Source organism: Bacillus sp. iso_77, from assembly GCF_056173625.1.
Window position 1 is genome coordinate 2,145,325 of record NZ_CM149683.1, and the last position, 19,992, is coordinate 2,165,316.

20 protein-coding genes and 1 pseudogene are annotated in these 19,992 nt (G+C 41.9%); 5 read left to right on the top strand and 16 right to left on the bottom strand.

The window, feature by feature from the left end:
- Positions 1–8: 8 nt before the first annotated feature.
- Complete coding sequence (locus AC0VYC_RS10920) at positions 9–773, top strand: alpha/beta fold hydrolase (protein ID WP_041091946.1); 765 nt, start codon at positions 9–11, stop codon at positions 771–773.
- Positions 774–817: 44 nt separating this feature from the next.
- Here the strand turns inward: AC0VYC_RS10920 and AC0VYC_RS10925 are convergent, their stop codons facing one another.
- Together AC0VYC_RS10925 and rnz are read right to left on the bottom strand one after the other, a co-directional pair.
- On the bottom strand, positions 818–2,125 hold the full coding sequence (locus AC0VYC_RS10925; RefSeq protein ID WP_251211221.1) for an aspartate aminotransferase type Ic: 1,308 nt from the start codon (positions 2,123–2,125) through the stop codon (positions 818–820).
- 139 nt (positions 2,126–2,264) lie between these two features.
- Positions 2,265–3,194, bottom strand: coding sequence for a ribonuclease Z (rnz, locus tag AC0VYC_RS10930; protein WP_039165882.1), 930 nt, complete (start codon positions 3,192–3,194; stop codon positions 2,265–2,267).
- 222 nt (positions 3,195–3,416) lie between these two features.
- On the opposite strand from rnz, the gene zwf reads away from it, so the two are divergent.
- Positions 3,417–4,892, top strand: a complete 1,476-nt coding sequence (gene zwf / locus AC0VYC_RS10935) for a glucose-6-phosphate dehydrogenase (RefSeq protein WP_058336671.1) — start codon at positions 3,417–3,419, stop codon at positions 4,890–4,892.
- A 50-nt stretch (positions 4,893–4,942) separates the two neighbouring features.
- On the opposite strand, the gene AC0VYC_RS10940 is transcribed toward zwf, so the two are convergent.
- From AC0VYC_RS10940 to AC0VYC_RS10980, 9 genes and pseudogenes are all read right to left on the bottom strand, one after another.
- Entirely contained in the window at positions 4,943–5,665 is a 723-nt protein-coding gene (locus AC0VYC_RS10940) for a GntR family transcriptional regulator (RefSeq protein WP_039165887.1), read from the bottom strand.
- A gap of 175 nt (positions 5,666–5,840) precedes the next feature.
- Entirely contained in the window at positions 5,841–7,247 is a 1,407-nt protein-coding gene (locus AC0VYC_RS10945) for a glycoside hydrolase family 1 protein (RefSeq protein ID WP_427243185.1), read from the bottom strand.
- A complete protein-coding gene (gene celB, locus AC0VYC_RS10950; RefSeq protein WP_039165893.1) occupies positions 7,231–8,577 on the bottom strand; it encodes a PTS cellobiose transporter subunit IIC in 1,347 nt (448 codons plus the stop codon). Before celB ends, AC0VYC_RS10945 begins: the two co-directional genes overlap by 17 nt.
- 25 nt (positions 8,578–8,602) lie before the next feature.
- Positions 8,603–8,935, bottom strand: a complete 333-nt coding sequence (locus tag AC0VYC_RS10955; protein WP_017357943.1) for a PTS sugar transporter subunit IIA — start codon at positions 8,933–8,935, stop codon at positions 8,603–8,605.
- A gap of 3 nt (positions 8,936–8,938) precedes the next feature.
- Positions 8,939–9,250, bottom strand: a complete 312-nt coding sequence (locus AC0VYC_RS10960) for a PTS sugar transporter subunit IIB (protein ID WP_427243186.1) — start codon at positions 9,248–9,250, stop codon at positions 8,939–8,941.
- 578 nt (positions 9,251–9,828) lie between these two features.
- A pseudogene (locus AC0VYC_RS10965) lies at positions 9,829–10,613 on the bottom strand (SDR family oxidoreductase).
- 13 nt (positions 10,614–10,626) lie between these two features.
- Positions 10,627–11,472: a GRP family sugar transporter gene (locus tag AC0VYC_RS10970; protein WP_024718904.1), complete on the bottom strand. Its 846-nt coding sequence runs from the start codon at positions 11,470–11,472 to the stop codon at positions 10,627–10,629.
- A 118-nt stretch (positions 11,473–11,590) separates the two neighbouring features.
- Positions 11,591–13,000 carry an NADP-dependent phosphogluconate dehydrogenase gene (gndA, locus tag AC0VYC_RS10975; RefSeq protein WP_025207592.1) on the bottom strand — a complete coding sequence of 470 codons (1,410 nt, stop codon included), beginning with the start codon at positions 12,998–13,000 and terminating at the stop codon, positions 11,591–11,593.
- Positions 13,001–13,098: 98 nt separating this feature from the next.
- Positions 13,099–14,355, bottom strand: a complete 1,257-nt coding sequence (locus AC0VYC_RS10980; protein WP_007501120.1) for a DNA polymerase IV — start codon at positions 14,353–14,355, stop codon at positions 13,099–13,101.
- 120 nt (positions 14,356–14,475) lie between these two features.
- Here AC0VYC_RS10980 and AC0VYC_RS10985 point away from each other — a divergent pair, with 120 nt between their 5' ends.
- Together AC0VYC_RS10985 and AC0VYC_RS10990 are read left to right on the top strand one after the other, a co-directional pair.
- On the top strand, positions 14,476–14,757 hold the full coding sequence (locus AC0VYC_RS10985) for a hypothetical protein (RefSeq protein WP_008342247.1): 282 nt from the start codon (positions 14,476–14,478) through the stop codon (positions 14,755–14,757).
- 25 nt (positions 14,758–14,782) lie between these two features.
- Positions 14,783–15,601: a membrane protein insertase YidC gene (locus AC0VYC_RS10990; RefSeq protein ID WP_024718902.1), complete on the top strand. Its 819-nt coding sequence runs from the start codon at positions 14,783–14,785 to the stop codon at positions 15,599–15,601.
- Between the two features lie 126 nt (positions 15,602–15,727).
- On the opposite strand, the gene AC0VYC_RS10995 is transcribed toward AC0VYC_RS10990, so the two are convergent.
- The 4 genes from AC0VYC_RS10995 to mce are packed head-to-tail and all read right to left on the bottom strand — an operon-like array spanning position 15,728 to position 19,223.
- Positions 15,728–16,192 carry a chemotaxis protein CheW gene (locus tag AC0VYC_RS10995; RefSeq protein ID WP_041091775.1) on the bottom strand — a complete coding sequence of 155 codons (465 nt, stop codon included), beginning with the start codon at positions 16,190–16,192 and terminating at the stop codon, positions 15,728–15,730.
- A gap of 14 nt (positions 16,193–16,206) precedes the next feature.
- The gene (locus tag AC0VYC_RS11000) at positions 16,207–17,328 is read right to left on the bottom strand and encodes a M20/M25/M40 family metallo-hydrolase (protein WP_335350747.1); all 1,122 of its coding nucleotides are present in this window, start codon (positions 17,326–17,328) and stop codon (positions 16,207–16,209) included.
- Positions 17,329–17,344: 16 nt separating this feature from the next.
- Complete coding sequence (locus AC0VYC_RS11005) at positions 17,345–18,808, bottom strand: acyl-CoA carboxylase subunit beta (protein ID WP_335350748.1); 1,464 nt, start codon at positions 18,806–18,808, stop codon at positions 17,345–17,347.
- A complete protein-coding gene (mce, locus tag AC0VYC_RS11010; protein ID WP_427243190.1) occupies positions 18,801–19,223 on the bottom strand; it encodes a methylmalonyl-CoA epimerase in 423 nt (140 codons plus the stop codon). The genes AC0VYC_RS11005 and mce overlap by 8 nt, the downstream gene beginning before the upstream one ends.
- A gap of 101 nt (positions 19,224–19,324) precedes the next feature.
- Here mce and prli42 point away from each other — a divergent pair, with 101 nt between their 5' ends.
- On the top strand, positions 19,325–19,417 hold the full coding sequence (gene prli42, locus AC0VYC_RS11015) for a stressosome-associated protein Prli42 (RefSeq protein ID WP_017357951.1): 93 nt from the start codon (positions 19,325–19,327) through the stop codon (positions 19,415–19,417).
- 39 nt (positions 19,418–19,456) lie between these two features.
- On the opposite strand, the gene AC0VYC_RS11020 is transcribed toward prli42, so the two are convergent.
- Positions 19,457–19,966, bottom strand: coding sequence for a L,D-transpeptidase (locus AC0VYC_RS11020; RefSeq protein WP_008342241.1), 510 nt, complete (start codon positions 19,964–19,966; stop codon positions 19,457–19,459).
- Positions 19,967–19,992: the final 26 nt, after the last annotated feature.

Sequence of the window (19,992 nt, forward strand, 5' to 3'; positions counted from 1 at the left end):
ATGGAAGAATGAACTCGGCATTGATTGAAAGAACGTATCATATAGATGGACATCACTTTTATACAAGGCATCGTCAAGGAAAAAAGCAAGCCACCATTATTTTTGAAGCAGGATATGGAATTTCAGGCGATACGTGGGCGAATATCGCTCGTGATATTGACCCAGAGCTTGGTGTTTTCTTATATGACCGTTTAGGTAATGGAAAAAGCAGTGAAAGCAAAGAAGGAAGAACTTTGCATGATCTTGCGGATGATTTAGATACACTCTTACATCAAGCCAATATTCAGCCGCCATTTCTCATTGTGGCGCACTCATTTGGCTCTCTTGTCAGCCGCTTATGGGCAAGCCGCAGAAAAGAAGATGTTATCGGTATGGTCCTTCTAGACCCAGCAAGTGAGGAGCAAGAGCAGGTCATTCTGCCACTCTTATCAAAGGAAGAACGCACTTCATATATGGCGCAGTTCACAGCAGAATGTACACATGAGGACTTTGAGCAAATGCTGCGTACGATCAAAGAGGAGCAAACGCATTATGGGATGATGCCCCTTCTTGTCATTTCATCAGGCAAAAGCCGCTTGTTTCATCCAGCACATGAAGCTTGGCTCAGGCTTCATAAACGAATGCTCACATTGTCATCCCAAAGCGGATGGATTCAGGCGCAGAACAGCTCGCACTATATTCATCACGATGAACCACATATTGTGCAGCTTGCGATTTATGATGTATGGTGTGCAGCAAAACAGCCTGTCTCTTATTATCAAACAGCTAACTAAAAACAAAAACTCCTTGACCGGACATCAGTCAAGGAGTTTTTTCATTATACCGTTGGTGCTGATTGACTTTTCTCAGACAGCAACTTTTCAATGCTGACAAGCTGAACGCATAACGTAAAGATGTCAATCGCCTGCTCTAGTTCTTCAAGTGTTGGGAACGTTGGCGCAATACGGATGTTCCGATCAAGCGGGTCGTTTCCATAAGGATATGTCGCCCCTGCACCTGTTAGTGTCACACCGGCTTCTTTCGCTTTTTGCACAACAGCTTTTGCACAATGATCAAGTGTATTTAAGCTGATAAAATATCCGCCATTTGGTTTGTGCCACTCAGCGATGCCTGTTCCACCAAGCTTTTCATCAAGGATCGAAAGAACGAGGTCAAATTTCGGCTTAATAATCGCTGCATGCTTTTTCATATGTTCCTTCAATCCTTCTGGATTCTTGAAGAAACGAAGGTGTCTTAATTGATTGATTTTATCTGGCCCAATGGTTTGAACTGATAGCTGCTTTTGAATAAAGCTGACGTTGTCCTGACTAGATGCCATTAGTGCAACACCCGAGCCTGGGAACGTAATTTTAGAAGTAGAGGCGAACATAAACACACGGTTTGCATGTCCTGCTTTCTCTACTGCTTGAAAAATATCTTTTAACGTATCAGGCGTATCTGTTAGATGGTGGACTGCATAGGCATCATCCCAAAAAATACGGAAGTCGCCTGCTTTTGTCTGCATGGAAGCAAGACGGTCAACAACCTCATCTGAATACGTAATGCCGTCAGGGTTACTATATTTCGGTACACACCAAATCCCTTTGATGGCTTCATCTTCTGCAACCAATTTTTCCACCTGATCCATGTCAGGTCCATCCGACTTCATATCTACCGTAATCATCTCTATGTTAAAATGCTCACAAATGGCAAAATGACGATCATATCCTGGGCTCGGTGCAAGGAATTTTACCTTTGGAAGCTCTCCCCAAGGTGTTTTGCTGCCATATACGCCGTGAGTCATAGCACGTGCAATTGTGTCATGCATCATATTCAGACTAGAATTACCGCCAATGATGATTTGTTCTGGCTTCAGATTGAGCACACTTGCAAAAAATTTCTTTGTTTCAGGAAGGCCTGTCAAGCCGCCATAGTTTCGCACATCTGTACCATCCTCAGCTGTCATTGCATCCTTTGATGTCACGACATCGAGCATGCCCATAGATAAATCGAGCTGTTTTGGTGAAGGTTTCCCTCTAGACATGTCTAAGTGTAAGTTTTTACTTTTGTACGTTTCATATTCTTTTTGTCGTGCTGCATATAGGTCATTTAATTCTGCTTCACTTAACGCTGTAAAACCGCTCATCTTTGATTGTGCCTCCCGTATTCTTCATAGTGTAATTCGTCATTTGTTTTTTCTTCACCATTTTACCACTACCTGAAAAAGAGCGTCATCATAAATATCAAAAAAATCACACAACTTTTTTTGACGATTCATCCAATTTTTACAGGGTACGGTCAATAGGAAAAGAAAAGAAATCATGTGCAGCTTCAGTCAGCGGGAATATATCGCGGGCTTCTTTGAGTAATTGTTTCAGTGACTCTTCCCCTTGGTACCGTGCACTAATATGGGTCAAAATCAGTCTTTTTGCGCCTGCTTCCTGCGCTGTTTTTGCTGCCTGTTCTGTCGTACTGTGATAATAATTATAGGCTAGTTCTGCATCTTCTTTCCCAAATGTTGCTTCATGGACTAACACATCCGCATTCTTGGCAAGCCTTGTTATATTCTCGCACAAACGGGTATCTCCTGAAAATGCAACGATTCTCCCTTTTTTAGGGGGTTCCAAATAATCGGTTCCATCAATCATTCTTCCATCTTCGAGTGTAACGGTTTCCCCATTTTTCAACTTCTGATACAAAGGTCCAGGTTTTACACCGATTTTTTTTAGGTCTTCGGCTTTTAGTGCGCCGGGTACATCTTTTTCCACGACCCGATAACCGTAAGCTGGGATCCCATGAGACACTCGTCTTGCTTCTACTTGAAAGGTCTCATCTTCAAAAACGATCCCTTCCTCTATTTCTATGATATGCAGCGGATAAGTCAAATGCGTTTGTGTCGCTGAAAGTGCCGCGTTTACAAAAGCTTTAATGCCGCTTGGACCATATATCGTCAATTCATCCTCTCCGCCTTGAAAGGACCTGCTGCCAAGCAGACCCGGGAGACCATATACATGATCACCGTGCATATGCGTGATAAAGATCTTCTCAATTTTTCTTGGTTTAATCGTTGTATGTAATATTTGATGCTGCGTCGCTTCTCCGCAATCAAAAAGCCACACGGCTTTTCTCTCTTCTAAAAGCTTCAGCGCAGTGCAAGTGACGTTTCTTGTTTTTGCAGGAATGCCTGCACCTGTTCCTAAAAAGAGCAGTTCCATTACGATTTCCTCCTACAGCCGGTATACAATCTCTTCATTCATATAGAATACATGAAGACAGGATAAATGTGAATTCAGCGGAATTTTTGAAAAAAGTCAAACTCGGGCAGAAAAAGTCGAATCAAATGTTTGCTTTACGAACAATGAACCTTTAAAATAAAGAAAATGTACATACATTCTCGGTTTTTACAACAATGCTACGAATAAAGTGAGGTACTTTTCGTGAATACAGAAACTAACTATCCAAAAGCAGTCATTGTCATTTTTGGCGCAACAGGAGACCTTGCAAAACGCAAGCTCTACCCTTCTATACATAGACTTTATCATAGCGGAAAGCTTGGAGATCAATTCGCCGTTGTAGGTGTTGGACGTCGTCCTTGGTCTCATGAAGACCTAAGAGCTGTGGTAAAAGAGTCGGTCTCTTCTGATGATGCAGAAGCAAAAGCAGAGGAATTTATTTCTCATTTCTATTACCATGATTTTGATGTCTCAAGCCCTGCTTCCTATCAAGCACTGAACACGCTTCTTTCTGGTCTTGAAGATACATACAGTATCCCGAATAACCGGATGTTCTATTTAGCGATGGCACCAGAATTCTTCGGAACCATTGCGAAGTTTTTAAAAAGTGAAGGCGTATCAGAAACGACTGGATGGTCTCGACTTGTCATTGAAAAACCGTTTGGTCATGACCTGCCTAGTGCCAAAACATTAAATGAAGAGATCCGAGATGCATTTACAGAGGATCAAATTTATCGTATTGACCACTATCTTGGTAAACAGATGGTGCAAAACATTGAGGTAATTCGTTTTGCGAATGCGATCTTTGAACCGCTTTGGACAAACCGCTATATTTCAAACATTCAAATCACATCGAGTGAATCATTAGGTGTCGAAGACCGTGCTAGATATTACGAGAGTTCTGGTGCACTGAGAGATATGGTACAAAACCATATGCTTCAAATGGTTGCACTACTAGCCATGGAGCCACCGATTAAGCTCAATACAGAGGAAATCCGTAGCGAAAAACGGAAAGCATTGCGTGCGCTTCGTCCATTCTCGAAAGATGAAGTGGATCAATTCTTTGTCCGCGGACAGTATGATGCAGGAACGATTGATGGCAATATGGTTCCTTCCTATCTTGAAGAGCATAATGTGGACCCAAACTCCAACACAGAAACATTTGTTGCAGGAAAACTTCTCATCGATAACTTCAGATGGGCCGGGGTACCATTTTACATTCGTACAGGAAAACGTCTAGAAAAGAAATCCACTCAAATCGTGGTGCAATTTAAAGACATTCCGATGAACCTGTACTACGGAAACGGGAATTCCATGCATCCAAACTTACTTGTGATTCACATTCAGCCAGACGAAGGCATCACCCTTCACCTGAATGCTCGCAAGCTTGATGGCGGAACGTATGCTAAACCAATTAAGCTTGACTATCAAACAAATTACAACGACATCATGAATACACCAGAAGCGTATGAAAAGCTAATTCATGACTGTTTGCTAGGTGATGCAACAAACTTTGCCCACTGGGATGAAGTAGCACTGTCTTGGAACTTTGTTGATCCAATTTCAGAAAAATGGGCTGAAACCAAAACGTTAAAACCAAATTATCCTGCTGGTTCTATGGGACCAAAAGAAGCAGATCAGCTTCTTGAAAAAGATGGATATCACTGGTGGAATATATAAAATCAACAAAAAAAGAGCAGTCTCCCGATTGAGGGGGTTCTGCTCTTTTTTTAAAGTCGTGTTTTCGTAATTTCAACCGTTGAAAAATCAAATTTATCATAGCGATGGTGGCTAAAGGAATATTCAAACGGCCGGCCTGTGTTTAAATAAGCCACCTGCTCCACTTCTAGCACCGGATCCGTAGGGTCACAGCCTAAATATTGCTGATCAAGCTGATCTGATTTAGCCGCTCTAATTTTTTTGTGCGCTCCTGCTACTTTTAATTGCAGTGTGTTTGTAATGTAGCTATAGATGGAACCCAATAAAACCTGTTCATCTATTCCCTTAATGACATTGACAGGCATAAAGGTTTTTTCTAATACATATGGCTCTTCTTCTACCAAACGGAGCCGAATAATGTCATAGACAGGTGTGCTTGAGTCAATGGATAAATGAGCTGCCACCTCTTCACTTGGAAAATGCACATCAAAGCGAATGATTTGGCTCGTCACGTTTTTATCTGCCATCACTTTCGTGAACCCTTTATTTTCATGACCTGATACGTTGATCGCACCTTGATTTAGTGCTGCCTTCACAATAAATGTGCCATGACCTCTTTTTCTAAAGAGCAGACCTTCCGCCACTAAAAGATCGAGCGCACGCTTCATCGTCATTCTGCTGCATTTAAATTCAGCGGCAAGCGAGTTTTCATCTGGAATGGGTTGATCTTCTGGATAATATGCTGTTCCTATTCTTTTTCTAATTTCTTCTGAAATGAGTTCGTACTTTGTCATCTCACACCACCAACTGACTTGTTTTTTCATATCCTATTATAGCGCTTTCTAGCCTTCCTCTCATTCTACACTAAGCCTAGTGCGCTTAAAAGGTTCGAGCCACTTTCATTTCACCCCTTTCATCTTTACATAAGAAAAATACTTGCCCTTTTCAAGGAAAGAGCAAGTATCTTGATTAGAAACCATTATTCTCTGAAACCGATTGAAACCAGTAGCCACTTTTTTTGATGGTACGTTTCCCGTCTTCCTCAAGGTCCACTGAGACAAATCCATAGCGATTTTTATAGGCATTCGACCATGACCAATTATCCATAAACGTCCACAGATGATAGCCTTTTACATGACTTCCTTCTTGAATGGCTTGATGCACCCATTTAAGATGCTCAGAAATAAAATCAATGCGGTAATCGTCATGAATCATTCCCTTTTCATCTTGAAACCGCTCTTCTCCTTCAACACCCATTCCATTTTCAGAAATAAAGCATTCAATATTCCCATAGTCTGTCTGGACTTTTTTCAATATATCGTAAATACCCTTTTCATAGATTTCCCAGCCGCGGTACACATTCATTTTTCTACCCGGCATTTCAAAAGAATCGAAATAATGATCTGGCATAAATGGTGCATCAGGGTGAGGCATATGTTCCTTTGCTTTCACTCTTCTTGGCTGATAATAGTTGATGCCGAGAAGGTCGATCGTGTTCTCTTGAATGAGTTCAAGGTCTCCTTCCTCCATAGCCGGCATCAATCCTTCTTTCTTTAACACGTCCACTAGCTTTTCAGGGAAATGTCCTTTCACTGCTGGATCTAGGAAGGACCGGTTAAAGAAGGCGTCAGCCATCTCAGCTGCTTCGACATCCCGCGGATTCTGGCTTCGCGGATACGAAGGAGTAAGGTTCAGGATAATGCCTATTTTCCCATCCTGCTTCATCTCTTTATAAGCCGCAATGGCCTTAGCATTTGATAAAATCTCATGAAATCCAACTTGCACTGCCTTTTGGAAATCAACTTCGTTTGGATAATGGAAGCTATACATATATCCACCCTCTACAGGGACAATCGGCTCGTTATGGGTAAACCATTTTTTCACCCGGTCGCCAAAAAGCTGAAAACACAATGTCGCATAGCTGACATAATCGTCTACGACCTGCCTGTTTACCCATCCTCCCGTCTCCTGCAACGCCATTGGCATATCAAAATGATACAAGTTCACAAACGGTTCAATGTCACTCGCTATCAGTTCATTGATCACATCATTGTAAAAAGCCACAGCTTCTTCATTAACAGCCCCTTTTCCCTCAGGTAAAAGGCGTGACCATGAAATAGATAGACGAAACGAGTTGTGCCCAATCTCCTTCATGAGGCGGATATCCTCTTTGTATTTACGATAAAATTGCGAGGTGACGCCTGGACCGACGCCCTGAAAAAAACGATTCGGCTCTTTTTCAAACCAGTGATCCCAAATGTTCGGTCCCTTTCCATCTCCTGGATAACTGCCTTCTGTTTGCGTAGCAGAGGCAGAAGATCCCCACCAGAAACCTTCTGGAAATGTATATGATTGACTGTTAGTTTCCATCGACATGTATTGAGTCTCCTTCACCTTTGATGTTTGTTTGTTTCGTTTTTTCTGTCGGGACTATTTTTTCATTTTTCACATTCATACGATCAATAAATTTTAGGAACGGGAACCAAATGACAAACACAATCATTAAATTAAACAGCTGAAGCAGACCGCCCGCTAATGAATTTGTTGCCATGACTCCGCTAATAAAGATCGGGACTGTCCAAGGAATATTCACGCCCGTCGGAGGCGGCACAATACCTGCGGCCATCGCAAAATAAGAAATACAAGTAATCACCATTGGCGCCAAAATCCATGGAATGAGAATAAGCGGGTTCATCACAATCGGTAAACCGAAGATAATGGGTTCATTGACGTTAAATAAACCTGGTCCTAAGCCGAGCTTTGCTACTTGTTTCAATTGCTTACTTTTAAGGAAAATTAAAATCGTAAACACAACAGCTAGCGTCATACCGGTTCCACCCATACCCACTGTATAGATTTCGATAAACTGCTTGCTGATAATGTTTGGAACCTCACCTGTTTTTGTGTAGCTTTCTAGATTTTGAATGGACAATGTATTCCAAATCGGGTCCATGACAGAGTTAATAATAATTTGGCCGTGGAGCCCAAAGAACCAAAGAATTTGTATAAAGAAAATAGCGATCAAGGTCGGAATGATACCGCTTCCAAGTCCGACAAGCGGCGCCTGAATCGCATTGTAAATCAAGTCATGCATGTTGGTTTTGAACCCTTGTGTAATGATGATATTGATCAGTAAAAAGGTTGTGAGTGTCAAAGTAGCCGGGATAAGTGCAGCAAAAGACTTAGAAACAGCTGGCGGAACCCCTTGCGGCATATTGATGACAAATTTCTTTTGGACAAAATAGCGATAAATTTCAGCTGACAAAAAGCCTGTGATCATTCCAAGGAACATTCCCTTTGCGCCTAAACGATCGACTGGGATGACGCCTGCAATGGATGCACCGCCCTCTTGTTCTAGTAAAAATGGCGTAAGGAGCAGAAAAGAGGCTAAAGCGATCACACCGCCAAAGACAGCTTCCACATCATAGCTTTTCGATAAATAGTAGCCAATCCCAAATACAACAAACACACTCATAATGCTGATGGTCGCACTAGGTGCAATATTCAGTGCAGACTGAACACCTTCCAGTGCTGTTTGACTCATGATCTTATCTAAAAATGGCAAATTCATTAATACGACCATGATGGAACCAAAAATTGTTAATGGGAACGCAAGCATAAAGGCATCCCTTAATACCCCTAGATAGCGATTGTTGTTCAATCTCCCAGCAATCGGAACCAAAATCGCACTTATTTTATCAAACATTGGTTTCCCCCCTTGTTTACACCCTTTATTGTTTCAGTGATTGCAATATCGGTAAGAGCTCTCCCACAAGCTCTTTTATTGTCATCGTTGACATGAAATGATCTTCGGCATGCATGAGCAGCAAGGAGAATGAAATCGTTTCTCCGCTTGCCTCTTGCTGTACCATCTGAAAATGGATATCATGTGCATTCCGCAAGTCATCTTCCGCTTCTTTGAGAAGGTCAGATGCTACTGTTTCATGACCTTCTCTAAATTGTTTAAGAGATTGAAGCAATTTGCTTCGTGCATTTCCGCTGTGTAAGATCAATTGAAAACTGATTTGTTCTTCCGTGAGTCCTTCGAGCGTTTTCTTTTCCATCCTTTAAGATTCCCCCATCAATGAAACCGCTTGTTCATACGCTTTTTGTCCATCTGCTAGCCCATACGCCTGCATATCGATGACCTCTACTTCAATCCCATATTTTTGAGCTTCTTTTTGAAGATCCCCTTTTAAAAAGCTCATTTGCGGTCCAATTAATACAACATCGGCATGTGCTATTTCTTTTTTCGCTTGGTCTTGTCCGACTGCCCAAATCTCTGCTTCTTCCCCTATAGACTCAGCATGTGCTTTCATCTTTGTGACTAGTAAACTCGTAGACATACCTGAACTGCATGCTAATAAAATACGTTTCATTTCTCTCACCCCATTGTTGTAATAAAAGCGCTTCCAGTTAATATTATATATTTTTATTTTTAAATGTCTAGACATTTAATTTTATATGTATGTATTTTATTTTAAAAATGACCGTATCATTATTCATAACAAGCTTTCAGAACAAAAGAGATCTCATCCAGATATGAACGAGGCCCCTTTTCTTTTAAAAAATACTCTCCGAATGAACCATAAAGTAGCTTCTTCTTCAGAAGACAGTCTTTGAGAACTTTGTTAAAATAAGTGCTAATGACTTAGCTCATTCAAAAACCCATAAATCATGAGAAGTAACTGCCCCGAGATGGAAACAGATGCTATTCCCACTCAATTTGATAGATAGGTAAACGTCTTTTGCTGCTACTTTTCGAATCTATTCATATCTTTGCAATCAAAATTTGTGTAAAGCCTGTAAAAGAAACGAGCATATTTGAATAGGGCGTATAAACGGATAAAAGCGTGTGAATGTTTATACACACGCTTTTCACTAGTCTTCACATGCACATACTAGATCATAATTTGGTGTTGTGTTATCCTCTGGGCCCAGCCCGTGATTATCACGATTATCCTTTTCCTGCTTGGAATCCAGGGTACTTGGTCATACCGCCGTCTACATATAACGTCAACCCTGTCACATAGCTCGCCTCTTTTGATGCAAGCCAGACAGCACATGCTGCCACTTCTTCCGGTTTTCCGATATAACCAATCGGTATCAGCTCAATGACGCCCTTTTTCAATGCTGGATCATCAAATTTTTCGGCATTGATCGGGGTATCAATTGCGCCTGGTGCAATGCTGTTTACACGAATTTTTTTAGGCGCATATTCTAGTGCCAGCGTTTCCGTCAAAAGCTTGGCGCCTCCTTTACTTGCTGCATAATGGACAAAATGAGGCCACGGAATTTGCTGATGGACCGACGACATATTAATAATCGACCCCTCATTCCGTGTTCTGTCATATACTTTAATGCATCACGGCACCCTAAAAACATACCTGTTAAATTGGTGGACATCACTTTGTTCCAGTTATCTAGCGTCATTTCAGTTGAAGGAACTTCATTTTCAATTCCTGCATTATTGATCATGACATCAAGACTGCCATATGTATCAACAGCTTGATCAATCATCGCCTTCATGTCCTCTTCTTTTGAAACATCCCCTTGAATTTTGACAGCCTGTCCGCCACTTTTTTGAATCTCAGCAATCGTGTCGTCCGGGTTTTCTTTATCTGAGAAATAATTGATCACTACATTGGCTTTTTCTTGTCCAAACCGGCGTGCCATCGCCTGACCTATCCCTGTACCTGCTCCTGTGATGAGAACTGTTTTTCCTTCCAAATCTGGATACATTCGCTTAAACCTCCTATTTTGTAAAACCTAGTAGCACACCGCCTGCGATAATCATCAAGCAGCCTGCAATGACAAAGCTTGTTTTTGATGCTTTCTCTTTTAATAAATAAATACCGCCTAAAGTCGAGATGACAATTCCTGTTTGAGACATGGAAAAACTTACTGCTACGCCAATGAGTGGAATCGCCAAAAGAAGTCCTAGATTTCCTGTCGACCACACAAGACCAGCAATGATATTTCTGAACGTATATTTGCTAAACGGGTCTTGCTTTAGACTAATCGCTAACGATGAAAGCAGCATGCCGACAGATTGTGGAACGAGCGCAGACCAGCCATCTATATGAAACCATCTTAAAATGACGACATATCCGACGTAGCCTACGGTTGAGATGAGCAAAATGATGATTCCCTTTTTAAAATTGCCGCCTTCGTTTCCGCCACTCTTTTTTTGACCGAGGGATGTCATGACAACGCCAGCAATAATAAATAAAATGGCACAAGAACCAATAAGTATGACCGTCATGGTTTGCCATTCTTTGAAAACGATGACACCAAATAATGTCGTGCTCACAAGCTGCATACCCGTTGATAAAGGAACAGCCTTTGACACCCCTAGAAAGGCGACACTTGAAAGCTGATTCATTTGCCCAATACTCCAAAAGATCCCAGAGATAACGGAAACCGCAAAAATAAGCGGTGTCAGTTCCGGCATTTTGATCAAATAGGCGCCGATTGAAAACAAAAAAGCGCCGAGGGTAATGCCGAGTGTTTGCTGATAGGCATTCCCGCCAAGTTTGACACTGATGAGAACAATACTTCCCCAAAATATCGCTGGGAGAAGTGCATATAAAATGCCCACTTCTATCCCTACTTTCTGTACTTTTTTACTTAGCATCCCTCTTTTTCGGATTTTTAGCCGAATAGATGTAAACACAAAAAAGACCTTACCAAAGGTAAGGTCTTTTGAGGTTGTATACTTATTTCATCCATTCAGTATGGAAGACGCCTTCTTTATCTGTGCGCTCATACGTATGTGCGCCGAAGTAGTCACGCTGTGCTTGAATTAAGTTAGCTGGAAGGACAGCTGTACGATAGCTATCAAAGTAAGCAAGTGCACTTGAGAATGAAGGAACAGGAACACCTTGTTCTACTGCAAGTGAAATCACTTTACGAAGTGATGATTGATAGCTTTCTACGATATCCTTGAAGTAAGGATCAAGTAATAGGTTTTTCAATTCAGGGTTACGGTCATATGCTTCTTTGATTTGCTGCAGGAAGGCTGCACGAATGATACATCCACCGCGGAAGATCATCGCAATTTCACCGTATTTCAAATCCCAGTTATACTCATCAGACGCTGCTTTCATTTGCGCAAAACCTTGTGCATATGAGCAGATTTTACTCATGAAGAGAGCTTTTCTAACTGCTTCGATTAATGCTTGTTTATCTTCAGCTGATTGAGTTGGCTCAGGCCCTTGAATTAATTGACTTGCTTCCACACGCTCATCTTTCATCGCAGAAATAAAACGAGCGAAAACAGACTCCGTAATGATTGGAAGCGGGACACCTAAATCAAGTGAGCTTTGGCTTGTCCATTTTCCAGTTCCTTTTTGGCCAGCTTTATCTAAGATGACATCTACTAGCGGCTGGTTCGTTTCTTCGTCCACTTTTGTGAAAATGTCAGCTGTGATTTCGATTAAGTAGCTGTCAAGTTCTCCTTTATTCCACTCTGAGAATACTTCATGAAGCTCCCCTGCTGATAAACCAGCGACATGCTTCAAGATAAAGTATGATTCAGAGATCAATTGCATGTCTCCGTACTCGATACCGTTATGAACCATTTTGACATAATGTCCTGCTCCATCTGGACCGATATACGTTGTACAAGGCTCACCATCTACTTTCGCAGAGATGGCTTCTAAAATTGGTTTCACTAGCTCGTGCGCTTCTTTTTGACCGCCAGGCATGATAGAAGGACCTTTAAGTGCGCCTTCTTCACCGCCAGAAACACCTGTACCAATGAAGTGAATACCACTTTCCGCAAGCTCTTGGTTACGTCTTTGTGTATCCTTGTAATATGTATTTCCACCATCAATTAAAATGTCACCTTTCTCTAGGTGAGGAAGTAATGATTGAATGGTTGCATCTGTTGCTGCACCTGCTTTTACCATTAAAAGAATTTTACGCGGCGTTTCAAGCGATTGAACAAATTCTTCAATGCTGTATGTGCCTACAACGTTTTTCCCTTGTGATTCTTGAAGAAACTCTTCTGTTTTGCTGCTAGATCTGTTATAAACGGACACGGAGAAACCGCGGCTTTCAATATTTAGGGCAAGGTTTTTTCCCATAACGGCTAGTCCAACGACACCGATTTGTTGTTTTGACATAATTCTGACGTCCCTTCTAACACACTATATTGATTACTGCTGAAATGATGTACCCTTTGAAATTACCACAACATCACCTCTTTTATCAAGTTTTCAGGCTAGTCATTTCCTCTTTCGTCCTGAAAAAAGTCTTTATTAAAACTTGTACCACTTGTTTTGCTCTCTTTTTCCTTAATGGTCACTCCTCTTTGAATGAGTGGTTTACCGTATTTTTCTTTCAGTCCGTCTAAAAGAGATTGGAGCGGTTCGTCTTTTGCATCTTCTGTATAAGAGAATAAATCAAGTTGCTTGACGGCTGATTTTCGTTCCACAAGATCGGTCCCCGTCACGCCTAAAAGTCTTACTGGCTGGTCATTCCAATGCTTTAGGAATAGCTGCTTTGCCGCCTCAAATAGATCTTCCTTTCGATCAGTAGGATTCGTGAGTGTGACGCTCCGTGTGATATTTTTCCAGCTTGCATACCGAATCATAATGAGCAGCCGGTTTGCCATTACTTCTTTTCTTCGTAATCTGGCACTCACCGATTGCGACAGTTTCTCTATTAATGAGACGAGTTCATCTGTATCATCAGAATCGTGAGGAAGAGTGGAAGAATTGCCGACAGATTTAAATTCGTATATTCTTTCTGGGTCGACAATGCCGTCATGCTCTCCGTTTGCCTTTTGCTTTAACCTCGGTCCATTGATGCCTAATAACTCTTTTAGCGCATATTCATTCGCTTTCGCTAAATCTTCAATTGTATGAATTCCGATGGTTTTCAGCTTATCTGCCGTTTTCTGTCCAACCCCATGCATGTCACCTGCAGGGAGCGGCCAGAGCATTGTCGGGACATCTCGTTTACGCAAAATGGTAATGCCCATTGGCTTTTTCCAATTAGACGCCATCTTCGCTAGAAATTTATTCGGTGCAATGCCAATACTCGATGGAAGCATGAGCTCTTCTACGAGCCTCGTTTGAATATCATGAGCGGTTTTCACGGCATGCTCAGCATAAGGTGTATCGGTTAAATCAATATAGCCTTCATCAATTGAAACGGGTTCAACTAAGTCACTATATTCTCTTAGTATGGTAAACATTTCTTGTGAGGAGCTGCGGTACCGGTCGAAGTTGGGTGTACGCACAATCAGTCCCGGACATAGCCGCTTCGCTTCCCAGAGTGGCATCGGCGGCTTCACCCCGAGTGCTCTTGCCTCGTAGCTGCAGGTCACAACTATCCCTTTGCGCTCTTTTGCATTTCCGCTAATGGCTAAAGGTTTCCCTCTCAAAGAAGGATCATACGCCATTTCTACCGATGCATAAAAACTATTCATATCAATATGAAAAATGATTCGCCCCTTCTTTTGAGAATCAGCCATTCGCTTGCCTCCTTAGGTGATCTACTTTCCTTCACTTCACCGTGATTTCACCTGTTTGTTCCATTAGACATTTCATATGGTGTATAGTACACTGTGAGTAATGAAATGGATGTGATAATCATGATTATTGATACATTCAATGAAGTCTTTTTCCTTGTTGAATTCTTTACGATTATTCTTCCAGCGCTGACCGCCATCGGTATTGCCTTCTTATTAAAAGACTGCCGAATGAACGAGCACCTCGGAGGACATCGTTTAGAAGAGTTGGATGCATCTTGTTTGAATCGAACAGACTTTCTGTTTATCATATATGATCGCATTACAACTTGGATTAGTAAAGTCATTCGAATGAAAAGATCATCAAATGATGATGAAGACCATTCGCTTCCTCTCTCTTATTAGATTTTATTATTGAGGAGGAAACGAATTGAAACGTTTATTGACAATTTGTACGACTTTATTTTTTATGATGGTAGCGTCACCTGCATTTGCTGCAAGTGCGCAAACAAATACAAGCTCTGATGGGTTTTTCCATCATTATTTTGTTCAGCCTTTTTCTGAGTTGATTATCTGGCTTGCGAACTTTTTCCATGATGACTACGGTTTATCTATTATGTTCGTAACATTGATTGTCCGACTGCTTATTTTCCCGCTTTTTGCAAACCAATTTAAAAAGCAGAGAGTGATGCAAGAGAAAATGGCACTCGTTAAGCCTCAGATTGACCAAATACAAAGCAAATTGAAAAAAACAAAAGAACCTGAAAAACAAAAAGAACTGCAAATGGAAATGATGAAAGTATATAAAGACAACAATGTGAACCCGCTGGCAATGGGCTGTCTGCCGATGCTGATTCAAATCCCAATTGTTCTTGGCTTTTACTCAGCAATCCGCTCAACACCTGAGATCGCAACACATTCGTTCTTATGGTTTAACTTAGGACAAACTGATCTTTTGGTGGCGATCTTTGCAGGGGCCATGTATTTCTTGCAATTTTATGTCACACAAAAATTCGCAAAGCAATCAGGCACCCAAACAGAAGCTGCACTGAAACAAGCAAAAATCATGGGCATGATTTTCCCAGTCATGATGCTGTTTCTATCAATTAATGCTCCCGCTGCTCTTCCTTTATATTGGATGACAAGTGGACTTTTACTCACCATTCAAACGATTATTTTAAATGTGATGTACCAAAAATCAAAAACAAAAGCTGCGGCAAACGATTCAATTAACCCAGCAGCTGAATAAATGATAGCCCCCTTACCCGAACATGATAAGGGGGCTTTATTTGTCTTCTGTAGAGCGCAACAAATAAAAGATGCGTGAGCTCCGGCACGCAAAATGACCCCTTATCCATGGATAAGGGGCCTTTGTTTATGCCAATTCCTCTTTCAATCGCTCAGGCAATTGATCAAGATCCTCAATTTTCCCTAGAAACTTATTAGGGTCCACTTGTAAAATCATCTTGTTGTCTCTCTCAACGACGCCGAAGAAATATTCAGATGCTTTTGTGTTCATATGAAATGGCTTGATTTCACTTAGCTCGATATCAATGATATCTTTTGCATCAGAAACAAGGCAGCCAATCATTTGATCGTTTAATTCAAATAGTAGAACCTTAGACTGTTCGGTTACATCCAGAGGTTTTCCGTGCAGCATGACACCTGTGTCACTGACTGGAATGACCTCTCCTCTTAACGACATGAGTCCTTTAATCTCTTTTGGAAGGTTCGATACTTCTTGTAAATAAGGGACCTTCTCAATTGAGCGTATATGTTCTACGCTGATACCAAAATCCTCTTGTCCCACCTGGAAAATAATGATCTTTTGCGTGCTCACAGAGTCTCCTGCCTTTACGATGGATTTGTCGTTTCTTCGATAATGGCGAGAACCATTTCAGCTGTCTTGACTAATTCTTCAATCGGCATTTTCTCATTTTTCGTATGAATATCTTCATATCCAACAGCTAGGTTGACGGTCGGGATGCCGTTTCCAGCAATGACGTTTGCATCACTGCCTCCCCCGCTTGTCTGTAGTTCTGAAGTTCGGCCAATTTTCGCAGCCGCTTTTTTCGCCACTTCAACGACTTGATCGCCGTGTGAGAATTTAAAGCCTGGATACATGATGTCAATTTGTACATCGGCACTTCCGCCCATTTCTTTAGCGGTTTCTTCAAAGGCTTCTTTCATTTTCGCTACTTGCGCTTCCATTTTTGCCGGTTCTAAAGAACGTGCCTCTGCCAAAATATCCACTTGATCACAGACAATATTCGTTTGTGTTCCGCCTTCAAAACGGCCGATATTCGCCGTTGTTTCTTCATCAATACGGCCAAGCGGCATGCTCGCGATCGCTTTTGATGCAATCGTAATCGCAGAGACGCCTTTTTCAGGTGCCACACCTGCGTGAGCTGTTTTTCCGTAAATGGTTGCACGTACTTTCGCCTGTGTTGGCGCAGCCACGATAATGGTACCGACCTTGCCATCTGAATCAAGGGCATAACCATATTTTGCTGTCATCAGTTTCGGATCTAACGCTTTTGCTCCTACAAGTCCTGATTCTTCACCAGCTGTAATGACAAATTCAATCTTGCCATGCGGTACATTTTTCTCTTTTAGGACACGGATCGCTTCAAACATCGCAGCAAGCCCTGTTTTATCGTCAGCACCAAGAATGGTTGTGCCATCTGTCTTGACATAGCCGTCTTCAATGACTGGCTTAACACCATTACCTGGTACAACTGTATCCATATGAGAAGTAAAATAAATCGTATCTGCCTCTTGATTCCCTTCAAGTGTGCAAATAAGATTGCCTGCTCCATGACCGGTTGTCTCTTTTGAATCATCTTCAACTACATTAAGCCCTAAACCAGTAAATTTCTCTTTTAGGACTTCAACAATTTTTTCTTCATGTTTCGTTTCTGAATCGATTTGAACAAGTTCTAAAAATTCGTCTAATAAGCGTTTCTCATTGATCATGATGATGTTCCTCCTCTTATAGCGGCATGTTTCCATGCTTTTTTAACGGTCTATCTTCTTCCTTACTGCGAAGCAGGTCAAATGAGCGAATGAGCCGCTCTCTCGTTTCATCTGGCATTAAAATATCGTCGATTAATCCTAATTGTGCTGCCTTCATGACACTAGGTTCATTGTCCACCTCACGCAAAGCAGGATGAACAATTTCGTCTGCGAACGATTTTCCCATGACATCAATTTCTGCCTCTGGCCATGCATAGACAAAGTCAGCACCTAAGCCCTTACTATTCATCGCAACGTATGCACCGCCAAACGCCTTTCGCAAAATCACAGTGATCTTTGGAACGGTCGCCTCAGCGTACGCATACAGAAGCTTTGCGCCGTGGCGGATAATGCCTGCATGCTCAGCTTTCTCACCTGGCAAAAAACCAGGAACGTCCACAAGGGTTAAAATGGGAATATGAAATGCATCGCAAAATCGAATAAACCGAGCCGCTTTATCAGCAGCATTGAGGTCAAGGCTTCCTGCCAGCACCTTAGGCTGATTGGCTACAAGACCAATGGAAGACCCTTGTAATCTGGCAAAACCTGTGACGATATTTTTGGAGAAACAACGCTGCGTTTCAAAAAATGAGCCGTGGTCGGTGATCGCTGTCACCACTTGTTTGACATCATAAGTACGTGATGGCTCCTTTGGCAAGATGTTCCCAAGATCGCTCGCATCATGCTTTTGCACCTTACGATGAATGACAGGCCGTCGTTTCGTTGGTATGTACGTTAAAAGCGTTCGAACTGCTTTTAACACGTCTCTCTCATCTTTCCCTGTATAGTGCACATTCCCGCTTGTTTGATGCTGAACCGCTGCACCTCCAAGCCGGTCAGGACAGACCGTCTCTCCTGTTGCTTTTTCTATCACTTTCGGACCAGTTAAAAACATATGAGCTGTTTGCTCCGTCATGAATACAAAATCCGTCAATGCAGGTGAATATACTGCACCTCCCGCACAGGAGCCTAAAATAACGGATATTTGCGGAATTTGACCAGAGTACAGCACATTCCGTTTAAAAATCTGACCGTATCCTTCTAATGATACCACACCCTCTTGAATTCTCGCACCACCTGAGTCTTTTAGACCGATAACAGGCATTTGATTTTTAGCAGCCAAATCCATTAAAGCCGCTATTTTTTTCGCATGCATGTCCCCTAGCGAACCCCCGTACACGGTCGCATCTTGTGCATAAACGCCTACTTGTCTCCCATGAATCAGTCCCGTCCCAGTGACCACGCCATCCCCTAAATGTTCTGAGCGGGAGCCTTTAGCAAATGACTGAATTTCCATAAAGCTGCCTTCATCAAGAAGTTCATGAAGCCGCTGCCGAACAGTCAGCTTTCCTTTGTTTCGGTGAGCCGCTGCTCGTTTTTCACCGCCGCCCCATAAAGCTTTCTTGCGCCATTCAGTCAAGTCATTGAACGATTCATGCATCTTTCTGTTTCTCTCCTTTCAAAGGCTCACACAATTCAATTAGCACACCTGACGTTTCTTTTGGTGAAATAAACGCAATGCGCTTTCCGTTCGCACCATTTTGTGCGCCCTTTTGAATGAGCTGTACACCGAGCTCGTCAAGTTGACTGAGATCAGCCTGAATGTCACCTGACTTTAATGCAATATGATGAAGCCCCTCTCCTCTTTTTATTAAAAAGGTATGTAATGTGCTGTGATCCGACATCGGTTCAATCAACTCAATGTGCAGATCACCTAGGGAAGCAAAAGATACTTTGACCCCTTGATTCGGAAGTACTTCTATGTCTGAAAATTCCCAGTTAAACAGCCTAGAGAACGTACGTGCTGTTTTTTGAATTGAAAAAACGGCAATAGCAATATGATCGATTTGATTCATCCGTTCACTTCCTTTGTACATCACTTGTCGCCTGCGTAAAAACGAGCTAGAATAAAGAAAGGTGCGCTCGTCGCAAAAACATTTGATTATAGGGGTGCGATATGTCTCAGAAATTCATGAAATTTATGGTATTGCTCATGATTAGCTTACTGTTAATTTCTTCACTTTTAGCAGGAGCGGCAGCCTTTTTATAAAGCGTTGATAAAAAAGCAGACAAGCAGGTGATTCGTTTTTTAACGAATGGCCTGTTTGTCTTTGGCCAGTTTCTCAAATGCATCGCTTGATGTCGTGATCCATACCTTTGTACCAACTGGAAGCTGATCAAATAGCCGTTCTACATCTTGATTATGAAGACGTACACAGCCTGCCGTAATAAATTTCCCTATCGATGTCTCATCACTTGTTCCATGAATGCCATAGGTTCTCCCGTCGGTTCCTCGCGCATCAAATCCAATCCACCTTCGGCCGAGTGGGTTATTCTTCGCGCCGCCTTCAATATTTTTTCTTCTGTAATAAGGATCTTTCGCTTTGATCATAATCGTAAATTCACCTTCTGGCGTTAAATCAGCTGTTTTGCCAGTAGAAGCCGGGTAGACTTTTTGAATTTTCCCATGATCAATATACGCAAGCTCATTCGTTTGTTTATTAATAATGACATACGGGTCTCCTGGAAGCGGGTTTTGCCCGAGCGGCCAGATGGGTGAAAGGGACATGGTCAGCACAGTATAAAATAAAAGACGCATAGGCTCCTCCTTTTTCATTAGATTGA

Bases quoted from the DNA above. Each gene is read 5' to 3' on its own strand.
- AC0VYC_RS10955 (WP_017357943.1), bottom strand. From the start codon at position 8,935: ATGGAAAAGAAAACGCTCGAAGGACTCACGGAAGAACAAATCAGTTTT.
- gndA (WP_025207592.1), bottom strand. From the start codon at position 13,000: ATGTCAAAACAACAAATCGGTGTCGTTGGACTAGCCGTTATGGGAAAA.
- AC0VYC_RS10980 (WP_007501120.1), bottom strand. From the start codon at position 14,355: ATGGCTGATTCTCAAAAGAAGGGGCGAATCATTTTTCATATTGATATG.
- AC0VYC_RS11000 (WP_335350747.1), bottom strand. From the start codon at position 17,328: ATGATCAATGAGAAACGCTTATTAGACGAATTTTTAGAACTTGTTCAA.
- AC0VYC_RS10960 (WP_427243186.1), bottom strand. From the start codon at position 9,250: ATGAAACGTATTTTATTAGCATGCAGTTCAGGTATGTCTACGAGTTTA.
- celB (WP_039165893.1), bottom strand. From the start codon at position 8,577: ATGTTTGATAAAATAAGTGCGATTTTGGTTCCGATTGCTGGGAGATTG.
- AC0VYC_RS10945 (WP_427243185.1), bottom strand. From the start codon at position 7,247: ATGTCGATGGAAACTAACAGTCAATCATATACATTTCCAGAAGGTTTC.
- AC0VYC_RS11020 (WP_008342241.1), bottom strand. From the start codon at position 19,966: ATGCGTCTTTTATTTTATACTGTGCTGACCATGTCCCTTTCACCCATC.
- prli42 (WP_017357951.1), top strand. From the start codon at position 19,325: ATGTCTCAGAAATTCATGAAATTTATGGTATTGCTCATGATTAGCTTA.
- AC0VYC_RS10940 (WP_039165887.1), bottom strand. From the start codon at position 5,665: ATGACAAAGTACGAACTCATTTCAGAAGAAATTAGAAAAAGAATAGGA.
- rnz (WP_039165882.1), bottom strand. From the start codon at position 3,194: ATGGAACTGCTCTTTTTAGGAACAGGTGCAGGCATTCCTGCAAAAACA.
- AC0VYC_RS10920 (WP_041091946.1), top strand. From the start codon at position 9: ATGAACTCGGCATTGATTGAAAGAACGTATCATATAGATGGACATCAC.
- AC0VYC_RS10985 (WP_008342247.1), top strand. From the start codon at position 14,476: ATGATTATTGATACATTCAATGAAGTCTTTTTCCTTGTTGAATTCTTT.
- AC0VYC_RS11005 (WP_335350748.1), bottom strand. From the start codon at position 18,808: ATGCATGAATCGTTCAATGACTTGACTGAATGGCGCAAGAAAGCTTTA.
- mce (WP_427243190.1), bottom strand. From the start codon at position 19,223: ATGAATCAAATCGATCATATTGCTATTGCCGTTTTTTCAATTCAAAAA.
- AC0VYC_RS10925 (WP_251211221.1), bottom strand. From the start codon at position 2,125: ATGAGCGGTTTTACAGCGTTAAGTGAAGCAGAATTAAATGACCTATAT.